The sequence below is a fragment of the Corallococcus sp. M7 genome, assembly GCF_054512695.1.
The window spans coordinates 4,791,756-4,806,021 of the sequence record NZ_CM137252.1 but is presented as its reverse complement, the minus strand read 5'-3'; the positions used below and the strand labels follow the sequence as shown (position 1 = coordinate 4,806,021).

13 protein-coding genes are annotated in these 14,266 nt (G+C 69.3%); 5 read left to right on the top strand and 8 right to left on the bottom strand.

Annotation, left to right across the window (positions count from 1 at the left end; genetic code table 11):
• Nucleotides 1-89 precede the first annotated feature (89 nt).
• Together ACX114_RS19305 and ACX114_RS19300 are read right to left on the bottom strand one after the other, a co-directional pair.
• Nucleotides 90-644, bottom strand: coding sequence for a hypothetical protein (locus tag ACX114_RS19305; protein ID WP_459299819.1), 555 nt, complete (start codon nucleotides 642-644; stop codon nucleotides 90-92).
• 128 nt (nucleotides 645-772) lie between these two features.
• Nucleotides 773-1,378, bottom strand: coding sequence for a sigma-70 family RNA polymerase sigma factor (locus ACX114_RS19300; RefSeq protein WP_459299817.1), 606 nt, complete (start codon nucleotides 1,376-1,378; stop codon nucleotides 773-775).
• A 211-nt stretch (nucleotides 1,379-1,589) separates the two neighbouring features.
• Here ACX114_RS19300 and ACX114_RS19295 point away from each other — a divergent pair, with 211 nt between their 5' ends.
• The 5 genes from ACX114_RS19295 to ACX114_RS19275 are packed head-to-tail and all read left to right on the top strand — an operon-like array spanning nucleotide 1,590 to nucleotide 9,787.
• On the top strand, nucleotides 1,590-3,584 hold the full coding sequence (locus tag ACX114_RS19295; RefSeq protein WP_459299815.1) for an alpha-1,4-glucan--maltose-1-phosphate maltosyltransferase: 1,995 nt from the start codon (nucleotides 1,590-1,592) through the stop codon (nucleotides 3,582-3,584).
• Nucleotides 3,585-3,601: 17 nt separating this feature from the next.
• Nucleotides 3,602-5,251 carry a maltose alpha-D-glucosyltransferase gene (gene treS, locus ACX114_RS19290; protein WP_459299813.1) on the top strand — a complete coding sequence of 550 codons (1,650 nt, stop codon included), beginning with the start codon at nucleotides 3,602-3,604 and terminating at the stop codon, nucleotides 5,249-5,251.
• 6 nt (nucleotides 5,252-5,257) lie between these two features.
• Complete coding sequence (locus tag ACX114_RS19285; RefSeq protein ID WP_459299811.1) at nucleotides 5,258-6,592, top strand: phosphotransferase; 1,335 nt, start codon at nucleotides 5,258-5,260, stop codon at nucleotides 6,590-6,592.
• Nucleotides 6,589-8,793 (top strand): 1,4-alpha-glucan branching protein GlgB, encoded by a 2,205-nt coding sequence (gene glgB / locus ACX114_RS19280; RefSeq protein ID WP_459299809.1) that lies wholly within the window; start codon nucleotides 6,589-6,591, stop codon nucleotides 8,791-8,793. The genes ACX114_RS19285 and glgB overlap by 4 nt, the downstream gene beginning before the upstream one ends.
• Nucleotides 8,794-8,827: 34 nt before the next feature.
• Nucleotides 8,828-9,787 (top strand): aldo/keto reductase, encoded by a 960-nt coding sequence (locus tag ACX114_RS19275; RefSeq protein ID WP_459299807.1) that lies wholly within the window; start codon nucleotides 8,828-8,830, stop codon nucleotides 9,785-9,787.
• A gap of 8 nt (nucleotides 9,788-9,795) precedes the next feature.
• Here ACX114_RS19275 and ACX114_RS19270 read toward each other — a convergent pair whose 3' ends face one another.
• The 6 genes from ACX114_RS19270 to ACX114_RS19245 all read right to left on the bottom strand — a co-directional run bounded on the left by ACX114_RS19270 (nucleotide 9,796) and on the right by ACX114_RS19245 (nucleotide 14,217).
• Nucleotides 9,796-10,146 carry a PilZ domain-containing protein gene (locus ACX114_RS19270; RefSeq protein ID WP_459299805.1) on the bottom strand — a complete coding sequence of 117 codons (351 nt, stop codon included), beginning with the start codon at nucleotides 10,144-10,146 and terminating at the stop codon, nucleotides 9,796-9,798.
• Between the two features lie 104 nt (nucleotides 10,147-10,250).
• Nucleotides 10,251-11,042, bottom strand: coding sequence for a biliverdin-producing heme oxygenase (locus tag ACX114_RS19265; RefSeq protein WP_459299803.1), 792 nt, complete (start codon nucleotides 11,040-11,042; stop codon nucleotides 10,251-10,253).
• The gene (locus tag ACX114_RS19260) at nucleotides 11,039-11,302 is read right to left on the bottom strand and encodes a hypothetical protein (RefSeq protein WP_206794976.1); all 264 of its coding nucleotides are present in this window, start codon (nucleotides 11,300-11,302) and stop codon (nucleotides 11,039-11,041) included. The genes ACX114_RS19265 and ACX114_RS19260 overlap by 4 nt, the downstream gene beginning before the upstream one ends.
• A gap of 775 nt (nucleotides 11,303-12,077) precedes the next feature.
• Nucleotides 12,078-12,605 (bottom strand): gamma-glutamylcyclotransferase, encoded by a 528-nt coding sequence (locus ACX114_RS19255; protein ID WP_120590935.1) that lies wholly within the window; start codon nucleotides 12,603-12,605, stop codon nucleotides 12,078-12,080.
• Nucleotides 12,606-12,622: 17 nt separating this feature from the next.
• Nucleotides 12,623-13,222 (bottom strand): GbsR/MarR family transcriptional regulator, encoded by a 600-nt coding sequence (locus ACX114_RS19250; protein ID WP_459299800.1) that lies wholly within the window; start codon nucleotides 13,220-13,222, stop codon nucleotides 12,623-12,625.
• A complete protein-coding gene (locus ACX114_RS19245) occupies nucleotides 13,219-14,217 on the bottom strand; it encodes a polyprenyl synthetase family protein (protein WP_014397151.1) in 999 nt (332 codons plus the stop codon). Before ACX114_RS19245 ends, ACX114_RS19250 begins: the two co-directional genes overlap by 4 nt.
• Nucleotides 14,218-14,266: the final 49 nt, after the last annotated feature.

Sequence of the window (14,266 nt, the reverse complement as noted above, 5' to 3'; positions counted from 1 at the left end):
CCCCCAAGCGGGGCGGACACAGTCCAGCTCCCCTCCCCCTCGCCAGGCCACGAGCTGGACGCGACCCGGCTTCCCTCCCCCTGAATCCGCTACCGCGTCGCGGTCCGACGCGCCGGCGCCCGCCCCTTCACGGTCCGGTGCGCCTGCGCCTTCATCGCCGGGATGCGCCGCGCCTTGTGCGCTCGCGCCTTCACCGGGCCCCGGCGCGCATAGCCCGCGGGCCGCGGCGACTTCTTCGCCACCACCGTCTTCTTGCGCCGAACCGTGGCGCGGATCGCGGGCCGCAGCGTCTTCTTCGCCGCTGGCCGCTTGCGCATCACGGACCGCGCCTTGCGCACCGGCGTCATCTCCATCCGCCGCAGCTGTGACTCGAAGCGCGTCAGCGCCTTGCGGAACAGGGCGGCCTTGCGCCGCGTGTCCATGCGCCCGCCCATCACGCGGCTCCCCATGGGGACGCGCATCGCCTCACGGCGCAGCCGGTGCGCCAGCTTCTCGTACTGGCCCACCAGGCCGCGCGCGCGCCGCACCATCCCCATCAGCTCACGCCGGGACAGCTCCATCAGGTTGCGCGGCGCACTGGCCAACACCAGCCGCATCTCCCGCGCGTTCATCAACGCTGACCCCGTCTCCCGCATTTTGCGCATGTCCGCCCCCTCCCTCGGGTTCGCCAAACAGACGCAACGTTTGGGGCCCCACCCAACCACGGCAAGGAGGACGCGGCCGGGGCCTGCCCCACCGCCCGTCCCCGCGGAACAGGGCGGGTGTCCTGCACTCAGCCCGGCGAGCTCACCACGGGCGCATCCAGCAGCACCGCCAGCTTCTCCAACGCCAGCCGCGCACGCGTCTTCACCGTCCCCAGCGGCTGGCCCGTCTTCTTCGCGATCTCACTCTGGGACAGCCCGTCGAAGTACCCGAGCAGCACCACCTCGCGCTGCTCCGGCGGCAACCGCGCCATCGCTGCCCGCACCCGCGCCTGGTCCTGCGCCACGCCCGCGGCGTCATCCGGTGACGGCGGCGTCGCGCTCACCGGTGGCGGCTGCTGCGCCACACCCTCCACCATCCGCGACACCGTGCCCAACGCACGCAGCCGATCAATGGACCGCGTGCGCGCGATGGTCGTGACCCACGTCTCCAGTCCGCCGCGCTCCGGGTCGAACTCACGCGCGCGCCGCCAGACCTCCAGGAAGGTCTCCTGCAGCACCTCCTCCGCGTCCGCGCGCGTGGGCAGCAGCCGCACCCCGATGGCGAACGCCCGCGCGGAACACCTCGCGTAGACATCCCGCATGGCGGCCGCACTGCCGAGCGCCACCTGCCTCAGCAGGTCGCGGTCGGCCGACAGGTCACTCGCTTGCTGAGCAGCGGAGTCGTTGGGCGCCATGTTCGTCCCGGATACCGCAACCGGAGGGGCGGATCCCAGCTTCAACCATCGGGGCCCATCCACCCAGCCCCTCGGGCTGGGCGACCGCTCCCTCCGTTCCTAACGTTGACAGGCCAACGCGACCAGGCAGCAGCCATCTTCAATCAACAACACCCGCGCAATGCCGCCTGGAGCCACTGACTCAGAGTCCTATAAGGGGCCGCCAGCCGATATGACCGAACGACTCGGAAGCGTGTTCATCGAGAACGTCCAGCCGGAGCTGGACGCGGGGCGCTACGCCATCAAGCGCGTCGCCGGGGAGACCCTCACCGTCCGGGCGGACATCTTCAAGGAGGGCCACGACGTGCTCGTGGCCGTCGCCCGCTGGCGCCAGGTCACCCCCGCCGCCCAGAAGACGGACTGGGCGGAGGTCCCTCTCGCCTTCAAGAACAACGACGCCTGGGAAGGCTCCATCCCGCTCGCGAAGAACGGCCGCTACGAATTCACGATTGAAGCCTGGCCGGATCTCTTCCGCACCTGGGCGCACGAGCTGAAGCGCAAGGTGGACGCCGGCCGCGACGTGAAGAGCGAGCTGCTGGAAGGCGCCGCCCTGCTGGAAGGCGCCGCCGCGCGCGCGAAGGGCAAGGCCGCGGAGGACCACCGGCTGCTCGCCGAGGCAGGGGCTCGCCTGCGCACGCCGCCCACGCCGGACCATCTCCTCGTCGCGCTGTCCTCCGAGCTGGCGGACGCGGCGTCGCGGCATCCGGACCGCACGCTCGCCAGCCGGTACGACAAGGTGCTGGAGGTCTTCGTGGACCGGGAGAAGGCGCGCAACGCCGCCTGGTACGAGTTCTTCCCCCGCTCCGCGAAGCGCGACGGCAAGACGCACGGCACGTTCAAGGACGCGCAGGCCTGGCTGCCGTACGTCCAGAAGCTCGGCTTCGACACCGTCTACCTTCCGCCCATCCACCCCATCGGGCGCACCGCTCGCAAGGGCAAGAACAACAGCCTGCGCGCGGAGCCCGGTGACGTGGGCAGCCCGTGGGCCATTGGCGCCGCGGAGGGCGGCCACAAGGCCGTGCACCCGGAGCTGGGCACGCTGCAGGACTTCCGCGCGTTCGTGGACGCGGCGAAGAACCACGGCATCGAGGTGGCGCTGGACCTGGCCTTCCAGTGCTCGCCGGACCACCCGTACGTGAAGGAGCATCCGGAGTGGTTCCAGCACCGCCCGGACGGCACCATCAAGACGGCGGAGAACCCGCCCAAGCGCTACGAGGACATCGTCAACTTCGACTGGATGGGCCCCGCGCGGGACGCCCTCTGGAAGGAGCTCAAGTCCGTCGTCCTGCACTGGGTGGACAACGGCGTGCGGACCTTCCGCGTGGACAACCCGCACACCAAGCCCATGCAGTTCTGGCACTGGCTCATCCGCGAGGTGCAGGACCAGCACCCGGACGTGCTCTTCCTGTCGGAGGCCTTCACCCGCCCGAAGGTGATGAAGGCCCTGGCCAAGGTGGGCTTCACCCAGTCGTACACGTACTTCACCTGGCGCCTCTTCAAGGACGAGCTGCGCACGTACCTGGAGGAGATCACCCAGCCGCCCGTGGCGGACTACTTCCGCGGCAACCTCTGGCCCAACACGCCGGACATCCTCCCGGAGAACCTCCAGAACGCGGGCCCCGGCGCCTTCCGCCTGCGCGTGGCGCTGGCCGCCACCCTGTCATCCGTGTGGGGCATGTACTCCGGCTACGAGCTGTGCGAGGGCCGTCCCGTGCCGGGCAAGGAGGAGTACCTGGACTCGGAGAAGTACCAGCTCGTCGCCTGGGACTGGGACCGGCCGGGGAACATCTCCGGGTGGATTTCGAAGCTCAACGCCATCCGCAAGGAGCACCCCGCGCTCCAGCACTACCAGGCGCTGCGCTTCTTCGAGTCCGACAACGACCGCGTCCTCTTCTACGGCAAGCGTTCACCAGACGGGCTCAGCACGGTGCTGGTGGCGGTGAGCCTGGATCCGTACGCACCGCAGGAAGCGCTGCTCCGCGTGCCCATGGAATGGCTGGGCGTCTCCGCGGAGGAGACCTATCAGGTGCAGGAGCTGATGGCTGATCAGCGCTCGCTCTGGCAGGGCCCGGACGTGCAGGTGCGCCTGACGCCCGAACAGCCCGCGGCCATCTGGGCCGTGTACCGCTACCGCCGCACCGAACACGCGTTCGACTACTTCGAGTGACCCCTTCCGAGAGGCGTATGGACCTGGATCCGCTTTGGTACAAAAAAGCGCTCATCTACGAGCTGCACATCCGCGCATTCCATGACTCCAACGGGGACGGCCACGGGGACATCCCGGGCCTGATTGAAAAGCTGCCGTACCTCCAGGACCTGGGCGTGGACTGCCTGTGGCTCCTGCCGCACTACCCGTCCCCGCTGCGCGACGACGGCTACGACATCGCGGACTACTACGGCATCCACCCGGACTACGGCACGCTGGCGGACTTCCAGCGGCTGGTGGAAGAGGCGCACAAGCGCGGCTTGCGCATCATCATCGAGCTGGTGGTGAACCACACCAGCGACCAGCACCCCTGGTTCCAGGAGGCGCGGCGCGACCCCAACAGCCCCAAGCGCAACTGGTACGTCTGGAGCGACACGGACGAGTCCTACAAGGGCGCGCGCATCATCTTCACCGACACCGAGCGCTCCAACTGGACGTGGGATCCGGTGGCCAAGCAGTACTTCTGGCACCGCTTCTTCAGCCACCAGCCGGACCTGAACTACGACAACCCCGAAGTGCAGGAAGCCATGCTGGACGTCATGCGCTTCTGGCTCAACATGGGCGTGGACGGGTTCCGCTGCGACGCCGTGCCCTACCTCTTCGAGCGCGAGGGCACCAACTGCGAGAACCTCCCGGAGACGCACGCGTTCCTCAAGCGCCTGCGAAAGACGATCGACTCCGAGTACCAGGGCAAGGTGCTGCTCGCGGAGGCGAACCAGTGGCCCGCCGACGTGCGCGTGTACTTCGGCGAGGGCGACGAGTTCCACATGGGCTTCCACTTCCCGGTGATGCCCCGCCTCTTCATGGCGGTGCGCCGCGAGGACCGCACGCCCATCGTGGAAATCATGCAGCAGACGCCGGACATCCCGGAGTCCTGCCAGTGGGCCATCTTCCTGCGCAACCACGATGAGCTGACGCTGGAGATGGTGACGGACGAGGACCGGGACTACATGTACCGGGAGTACGCCACCGACCCGCGCATGCGCATCAACCTGGGCATCCGCCGCCGCCTGGCGCCGCTGATGGACAACGGCCGGCGCCGCATCGAGCTGATGCACAGCCTGCTCTTCACCCTGCCCGGCACGCCGGTCCTCTACTACGGGGACGAGATCGGCATGGGCGACAACATCTACCTGGGCGACCGCAACGGCGTGCGCACGCCCATGCAGTGGACCGGCGACCGCAACGCGGGCTTCAGCCGCGCGGACTACGCGCGCCTCTTCGCGCCCGTCATCGCGGACCCCGTCTACGGCTACCAGTCCATCAACGTGGAGGCCCAGGAGCGGCAGAAGTCCAGCCTGCTCCAGTGGGTGAAGCGGATGATTGGCATCCGCCAGCGCTACCCCGTGTTCGCCATGGGCAGCTTGCGCTTCCTCACCACGGAGAACCGCAAGGTGCTGGCCTTCGTGCGCGAGTGGGAGGGCCAGACGGTGCTCGTCGTCTGCAACCTGTCGCGCTTCGCGCAGCCGGGCGTGCTGGACCTGCGCGAGTTCGAAGGCAGCATCCCCGTGGAGTTGATTGGAGAGACGCCGTTCCCCCGCATCAGCGACCTGCCCTATCAGCTGTCGATGGGGCCCTACATGTTCCTGTGGTTCCGGTTGGACAAGCCACTGCAGGCGAAGGAGTAAACCCGAGTGACTCCCCTGGACCTGACCAAGCTGCCCGACTTCCTCAAGGCCCAACGTTGGTTCGCCGGCAAGGCGTGGCCCATCAAGAGCGTCAGCGTGGTGGACCACGTGACCATGGAGCTGGGCACGTGCTCCTTCACCCTGGCCATCATCGAGGTCGTCTACGAGCTGGGAAACCCGGAGCGCTATCAGCTCCAGGTCCGGCAGACGCCGGAGGGCCTGGTCAGCGCGCTGGAGGACGACGACTGCGTGCGCGCCGTCTTCAACCTCGCGCGCGAGGGCAAGCAGGTGGCCTCCGGCTCCGGCCGCGTGGTGGGTGAATGGATCGCCTCCACGGACAGCGGCGTGGCGCTGCCGGAGCCGCTCTCCGTGCGCCGGCTCAACGTGGAGCAGAGCAACACCTCGCTGGTGCTGGGCGAGCGGGTCATCGTCAAGATCATCCGCAAGCTGGAGGCCGGCGTGAACCCCGAATACGAGGTGGGCCGCTTCCTCGCCACGAAGACGGACTTCCGCGCGACGCCGCAGCTGGTGGGCGCGCTGAACCTGGAGGGCCCCGCCGGCGCGACGCTCGCGCTGGCGCACCGCTTCGTGCCGGACGCCGTGGACGGCTGGAAGTACACGCTGGAGCGGCTGCGCCAGGAGAAGGCGCTCTCCGAGCGCTTCCTCGGGGACATGCGCGACCTGGGCGCGCGGCTGGGTGAGCTGCACAAGGCGTTCGCCTCCGCGGGGCCGGACGACCTGGCGTTCTCCCCGGAGCCGCTGCTCCAGGAGGACCTGCAGCGCTGGAGCGCGTCCATCGTGGGCGAATTGGGCGTGACGCTGGCGGACGCCGGGCGGCTGCACGCGGACCTGGAGCACAAGCGCGACGGGCTCATCACGTACGCGAAGCGGCTGGCGCAGGTGGCGCCCTCCGGCCAGAAGATCCGCATCCACGGCGACCTGCACCTGGGCCAGGTGCTGCGTTCGGACAACCAGTGGCTGTTCTTCGACTTCGAGGGCGAGCCGTCCCGCTCCTTCACCGCGCGCCGGGAGAAGTACAGCGCCCTGCGCGACGTGGCGGGGATGATCCGCTCGTTCGACTACGCGGAGGCCACCGTGTCGCTGGAGGGCGGCCAGCCGCGCGGGCGCGTGGGCCCCACCCGCGACGCGTTCCTGGAGGGCTACCGCCAGGCGACGCGCGGCGCGGCCTTCCTGCCCGACAGCGATGAGGCCTTCAACGTGATGTTGCGCGCCTTCGAACTGGAGAAGCTGTTGTACGAAGTGCGCTACGAACTCGCCAACCGGCCGGACTGGGTGCGCATCCCCGTCGAGGCCCTGTTGCGGATGGAGGATGCCCAGTGAGGAAGCCTGCGGACAGAGCACAGGTGGACGCGGAGCTGCAACGCGTGGTGGAGCTGCGCCATCCCGAGCCCCACTCCATGTTGGGCGTCCACCCGGACGGTGACGGGATGGTGGTGCGCGCCTACCGCCCGGAGGCCGTGGCCATCCACGTCCTGCCGGAGTTCGGCGGCAAGGTGCCCATGCAGCACCGCACCGGCGGCGTCTTCGAGGCGCGCATCAACGGCCGCACGGAGCCCTTCAGCTACCTGCTGGAGGTGGAGTACCCGGGCAAGAAGGTCTTCACGCTGCGCGACCCGTACAGCTTCCTGCCCACCATCGGGGAGATGGACCTGTACTTCGCCGGCGAGGGCCGCCACGAGCGGCTCTGGGAGCGCATGGGCGCGCACCTCATCCACCACAACGGCGTGAAGGGCACGTCGTTCGCGGTCTGGGCGCCCACCGCCCGGGGCGTCTCCGTGGTGGGGGACTTCAACGGCTGGGACGGCCGCCTGCACGCCATGCGGCGCATGGGGTCCTCCGGCATCTGGGAGCTGTTCGTCCCGGAGGTCGGCGAGGGCACCCGCTACAAGTTCGAGATCCGCCCCGGCCACGGCGGCGGCGCGCTGCTCAAGGCGGACCCCTTCGCCTTCCGCACGGAGACGCCGCCCGCCACCGCGTCCGTGGTGCATGACCTGCAGCGCTACTCCTGGGGCGACAGCGCGTGGCTGGAGGCGCGCGGCAAGCACGTGGACTCCGCCCACCACCCGTGGAGCGTCTACGAGGTCCACCTGGGTAGCTGGCGCCGCGTGGTGGAGGACGGCGACCGGCCCATGACCTACCGCGAGCTGGCGCCGGAGCTGTCGCGCTACGTGAAGGAGCTGGGCTTCACGCACGTGGAGCTGTTGCCCGTGTCGGAGCACCCCTACGGCGGCTCGTGGGGCTATCAGGTCGGTGGCTACTACGCGCCCACCTCGCGCTTCGGGCACCCGGACGACTTCCGCTACCTGGTGGACTACCTGCACCAGGAGGGCATCGGCATCATCGTGGACTGGGTGCCGGGCCACTTCCCGCGCGACAGCCACGCGCTGGGCCAGTTCGACGGCACCGCCCTCTACGAGCACGCGGACCCGCGCCAGGGCTCGCAGCCGGACTGGGGCACGCTCGTCTTCAACTTCGGCCGCAACGAGGTGCGCAACTTCCTCATCGCCAACGCGCTGTTCTGGCTGGAGGAGTACCACGTGGACGGGCTGCGCGTGGACGCGGTGGCCTCCATGCTCTACCTGGACTACAGCCGGAAGCACGGCGAGTGGGTCCCCAACCGCTGGGGCGGCCGCGAGAACGAAGAGGCCATCCAGTTCCTGCGCGAGCTCAACGACACCATCCGCCGCAAGCACCCGGGCGTGGTCGTCATCGCGGAGGAGTCCACCGCGTGGCCCAAGGTGTCCCAGCCCGTCAGCGAGGGCGGCCTGGGCTTCCACTTCAAGTGGAACATGGGCTGGATGCACGACACGCTGTCGTACTTCTCCAAGGACGCCGTCTACCGGCAGTACCACCACAACCAGCTCACCTTCGGCCTGCTGTACGCGTTCAGCGAGCACTTCATGCTCCCGCTGAGCCACGACGAGGTGGTGCACGGCAAGGGCAGCCTCTACGGGCGCATGCCGGGTGACGCGTGGCAGAAGCGCGCCAACCTGCGCGCGCTGTTCGCGTGGATGTGGGCCCACCCGGGCAAGAAGCTGCTCTTCATGGGCGGCGAGTTCGGCCAGCCGGCGGAGTGGAACCACGACAAGAGCCTGGACTGGCACCTGCTCCACGACCCGGGCCACAAGGGCATCCAGAAGCTCGTGAGCGATTTGAACCGCGTCTACCGCGACGTGCCCGCGCTGTACGACTCGGACAGCGAGCCCATGGGCTTCCAGTGGCTGCAGCCGGACGCGTCCGCGGCGAACGTGCTGGCCTTCGTGCGCCGCTCGCGCACACCCGGCCGTCACGTGGTGTGCGTGGCCAACATGTCGCCGGTGCCTCGCGAGGATTATCGCGTGGGCTTCCCGCTCCACGGCCGTTATGTGGAGCTCGTCAACACCGACGCCGGGGAGTACGGCGGCAGCGGCATGGGCAACCGGGGCCAGGTGCACACGGAGCCCACGGGCTGGGACGGACAGCCCGCCTCCGCGACGCTCACCCTGCCCCCGCTGTCGGTGGTGTGGTTCACGCCGGGGTAGGACGAAGCCCTGGCCTCACCGAAAGGACCGGGGCATGGCGGCAGGAGCAAAGCGGAAGCTGGGAGCGACGGGCCTGGAGGTGTTCCCGCTGTGTCTGGGCGGGAACGTCTTCGGCTGGACGGCGGACGAGGCGACCTCGTTCGCCGTGCTCGACGCGTTCGTGGAGGGTGGCGGCAACTTCGTGGACACCGCGGACGTGTACTCGCGGTGGATCCCCGGCCACGTGGGCGGCGAATCGGAGACGGTGCTGGGGAAGTGGATCGCCTCGCGCAAGGCGAAGGACCGCCTGGTGGTGGCCACGAAGGTCGGCGCGGAGACGGCGCTGGGCAAGGGCCTCACGCGCGAGCACATCGAGAAGAGCGTGGACGCGTCCCTGCGCCGCCTGGGCGTGGAGCGCATCGACCTGTACTACGCGCACTACGACGACCCGAACACACCCCTCGAGGAGACGCTGCGCGCCTTCGACGCGCTGGTGAAGGCGGGCAAGGTGAAGACGCTGGGCCTGAGCAACCACACCGCGGAGCGCACGCAAGCGGCGCTGGATACGCAGAAGCGGCTGGGGCTCGCGCGCTACCAGGTGATTCAACCGGAGTACAACCTGGTGGAGCGCCCGAAGTTCGAGGGCGCGCTCCAGCAGGTGAGTGAGAAGGAAGGCCTGGCCGTGGCGCCCTACTTCGGACTCGCCGCGGGCTTCCTCACCGGCAAGTACCAGGAGGGGCAACCGGCGCCGTCGTCACCGCGCGCGGGCAACGTGCTCAAGAAGTACGGCAACGCGAAGGGCTGGGGCGTCGTCGCCGCGCTGAAGAAGGTGGCGGAGCGCCGGGGGGCCACGCCGTCGCAGGTGGCGCTCGCGTGGCTTGCGACGCGGCCCACGGTGGAGGTCCCCATCGCCAGCGCCACGTCCGTGCCGCAGGTGAAGGAGCTGCTCGGGGCCTTCTCCTTGAAGCTGGAGGCGGACGACCTGCGCGAGCTGGACCGCGCGTCGGCGGCGTAGCGCTGGCTTCAGCCTTCGTCGGCGACGAGGACGGTCTTCAGGCGTGCCAGGATGGGCTCTGGCACGTCGATGAAGGACAGGCCCACCTCGAAGCGGGCCACGGCGTCCTTGGGTAACTTGATGGCCCAGACGATGCGCGCCGTACATTCCAGCGAGCTGCCGTCCGGGAGGAACAGCTCCAGATCCAGGCGCGAGCCCACGTCCTGCGGATCATCCGAGTAGATGCGCGCGCCCCCGAGGCTGACGTCGAGCACCTGCTTCTTGTCGCCCACCTTCATGCGCGCGGGGCGCGAGTAGAGGGGCGCGTGGATGCGAGGGAAAGCGCGGCGATCAATGGGAGAGGTCATCTGGAGTGTCACGTTCCGCCATCCTAACGTGCCTGTCACGAAACGGCACATCGCCCTCCCAGGCGAGGAGGCGGGCCGGTGGGTCGGACCACCTCCTCCGTGGGTTTGGGGCAACCCTACCCAGGGGTACCGCCCAGCCCATCCAGCTCCGGCGCGTCCCGCGCCAGCTCGTCGCAGATGAGCGATTGGATGCGGAAGGCCAGCCGCGCCTCCTGCACCACCTCCTGGGCCTCCCCTTCCGTCAGCGAGACCTCGTCCAGACGGGCCACGAGCCGGCCCTGGAAGGCGAGCAGCTCCGCGGCGGACACCGCGTTGTAGAAGGCCGTGCCCCGGCCGTTCTCCAGCTCGAACGCCCGCGCGATGAGCTCCGAGCGCCGGGGCGCGGTGTAGAGGTCCTGGACGCAGCGGGCCCAGGCATGGGCGATGAGCAGGTGCGGGACCTCCGCCGCCACCTCGCGGATCCGCTCGGCGTGCAGCCGCGTCTCCGCGCAGGCGAAGGGCCTGGTGCGCGTGTCGCCGCAGAACCAGTCCAGATCCGCCAGGAGCGCGGAGGCCCGCCGCAGCTCCGGCAGCCGCAGCACGCGCGTGAGCGGGCCGTCCTTCAGCGCCGGCAGCACGGACTCCAGCGCCTCGTAGACGACGTGCAGCTGGCGCAGGTGGTTCACGTAGTGGCGCGCGCGCACGAACTGGCCATAGACGCCGCCGTTCCATGAACCGTGGAAGAGCGCCTCCAGGAACGTGGACTGCTCCGCCTGGCGCCGGGCGATCCCCGTCCCCTCCTCCAGCCGCAGCGACAGCCGCTGCGTGGACGGAAGGCCCGCGGGGGCCGTGGACGCGGACGACAGGCGCTTGTCCCGCGCGGAGCGCTCGAAGCCGCCCCAGCGGATCGTCCCCCGGACGCTGCTCACTGCTTCCACCCTCCGGTGGGCGCCCCATGGGCAGCGGAGGGGGCCGGCTCCTGCGCTTCCGCCTCGTGCGCGGGCGCGTGCGGCAACTCCAACTGGTGGATGGCCTCCACCAGGGTGTGGCCCAGCGCGCGCAGGACGTCCTCCTCCAGGCGAAGCGTCACCGGCCCCACCGCCAGATGGATATGCCCACAGCTGCACCGCGTCACTTCAGCGCACGGGCCTCGCGCCAGCACCGCCCTGCAGCATCCCTGACCGAGCATCGCGTCCTCCAGTTGATTTTGATTATCGAAATCAAATTCATGAGGCCACAACGCCCTTCCGCCGTCAAGCCCGGTCCATGCCGTTCTGATCCGGAGGCCAGTGGTCAACAATCCAAAGACAGACATGAAACACGCAAAACAAAGACAAACAATGCAATCAATTACATGCATATGTCTTTATTTGTTTCATGTATCACCCGGGGACGACTGGCTGCCCTTTTGTTCATGTAGGCATGACCATTTGCCGATGCGGCAAAACTCCCTGAAGGTTTGTTCAGGTCCGTTCAGGGGTGCTCAGGGGGCGGAAAAAACTGGCTGAAGGTTTGTTCAGGTCCGGTTCAGTCGGAAAACGCGGCTGGAAAAAAGAGGACCCTGGCAAGTCCAACCCGGCCAGCGCCTTCGGGCTCAGGCGTGATGGACGCGGGTCGGCAGCGTGTCACCTGGCGCCTCCGGATAACGCAGGAGAAGGCTCCGAAGGGCATGCGGGGGCCCCCGCTCGACGCGCGGAACTCACTGAACATCCCATCAGGCCGACGACGGCTCAGGGAAGTCCGGCAAGGTGATTTCAGGGGACGTGGACAAACACCCGCCGGAGGCCCTCGCCTCCGTGCACCAGGGCGGACCGCGCCGCGTCGGGCAAAAACGGATCAGGGCCCAGGCGCACCTGGCGCCCTGGGCCTGACGTTCATCGACATTGGGGAGGTGTGGGGCCGGAACGTCAATGACGACCAGACCGGGGCGCGCTACCGCATCGCCCCGACCGCCTGGCCATCACTCAGCGGGACTCGCCGCGCGCCAGCTTCTCCACGTAGTCCGCGGGCAGCCCCGCGCTCTTCGCGCCGCGCACCAGCGCCTCCACGAAGCGCGGGCTCACCGGACCGTCCGACGACGCGCGGCGCGGGTTGGTCACGAACGCGGTGGCCTCCACCTCCTGGCCATCCACGCGCACGCGCACCGTGCGCTCCACGCACATGCTGGTGACGAAGCCTTCCTTGTGCTGGACGATGGGCCAGTCCTTGCCGGGGATCTCGAAGAGCCGGCCGTACACCCGCGCACCCGGCGCGTCCGTCAGGCCCGCCACCCGGCCGCCCCACCAGCGCGACGGGAAGTCATAGACGAGGTCCACGTCCAGCGCCTCGGCGAGCCGGCCTTCCGGCAGCTCGAAGAAGCCGTAGCTGTGCTGGTGCTTCCACTCGTCGAAGGCGGCCCGGTCCAGGATGGTCGAGTACGCGAAGTAGCGCCGGGGCGCGTTCGCGTCCGCCTGCTCGCGCGCCTTCATCACCTGGTCGTAGTGCGAATCCATTGCGTGTCCTCCCGCCTCTACCGCTCGCCCTTGGTACGAGCCAGGGCGCCGTCGCGGAACGCGCCCAGCACCCCGCCCACGTCCAGGCGCGACGTCTTGATGAACAGCCGCAGCGCGCGCTCCACGTGGTCGGCCAGCACGGCCATGCGCTCCAGCCGCCGCAGCTTCTCCGCCTGCACGCCGCCAGCGCCCTCGGCCAACCGGCGCGCCTCGGACAGGTCCGCGCGGATGCGGGTGACGAAGGCCGCCTCGCGCTCCTCCACCACGTGCGTCACCATCCGCACCAGGTCCGTCTCCGCCGCGTAGCGCCACACCGTGTCCTGCGGCACGCGCACCCGCTGGATGACGCCCCAGTGCTCCAGGTCGCGCAGCAGCATGGACACGCCGCCCTTGGACAGGTCGAGCTCGCGCTCGATCTCGCCGGCGGTCAGGGGCTCACCGCGCAGGTAGAGCAGGCCCCAGACGCGGCCCTGGTTGCGCTTGAAGCCCCAGAACTCGATGACGTTGCCCACCGCTTCCACCGCGATGGCTTCCCATGGCGCCAGCCGGCCATTCACCGGCGGCGCGACGGTCTTCTGGCTCCCGGGATCCCCCCCTGTCCACAGGTAGCCCTTCATGCAGCGCGCCCCTTCACCTGCTCCGCGATGCCCTCCGACAGCCGGTGCGCCCAGCTCATCAGCTCCGCGCCCGCGGCGTCGTTCGCGAAGGGCCCCAGCTTGTCGAGCGCCGCTTCGATCTCGACGTTCATCTTCTCCATGGACGCCTCCACCGCGCCGGTGGCCTCGATGGCGGCGCCAATCTCCCGGGTGCGCTCCGGGGTGATGACGGAGAACGCCCACGCGTCCTTGAGCTTGCGGCGCAGGGACTCGTCCCGCGACACCGCCAGCAGGATGGGCAGCGACGGCGTGCGCGAGTGCACGTCCGCGTACCGGGGCTTGCCCACGTCCGTGCCCAGGATGTCCCGGATGTCGTCGGCGATCTGGAACGCCACGCCCAGGTGCCGGCCGAACGCGTCGAAGCGCGCCTGCGCCTCCGGCTGATCCGCCAGCGTCGCCGCGGCCTTGCCGCACCAGCCGAACAGCGAGCCCGTCTTGCCCTCGGCGATGTAGCGCAGCCGCGTGAGCGGCAGGTTCATGTCGCCGCGCGCCTCCACCTCCGCGATGGCCGCGCGGGTCATCTCCGTGACGATGGCCAGGCCGCTCTGCACCAGGCGCGCGTCCAGGAGGGACAGCCGCGACAGCGCCGTGGACAGGATGAGGTCGCCGCTCATCACCGCGACGATGTTGCCCCAGCGCGCGTTCACCGTCGGGCGGCCCCGGCGGAACATGCCCGCGTCCACCACGTCGTCATGCAGCAGGCTGGCCGAGTGGATCATCTCCGCCGCCACACCCACATCCACCAGCCGGGCGGCCGGCACTCCCACCACGCCACCGAAGAGGCGGACGAGCATGGGGCGGGCCCGCTTGCCCCCGGCCCCCAGGCACAGATGGCGCGCCGCATCCATCAGCGTGTCGCCCTTCACGTCCGGGCCGACGTCGCCATCCGCGAGCAATTCGGTCAGACGCTGCTCCACCTGCCCCAGAAACTCCGTCAGCTCGTGAGCGACATCCATGTGCGCGGTCTCCTTCCGGGCCGTTCATATAGTTCAAGACCGCGTGAAC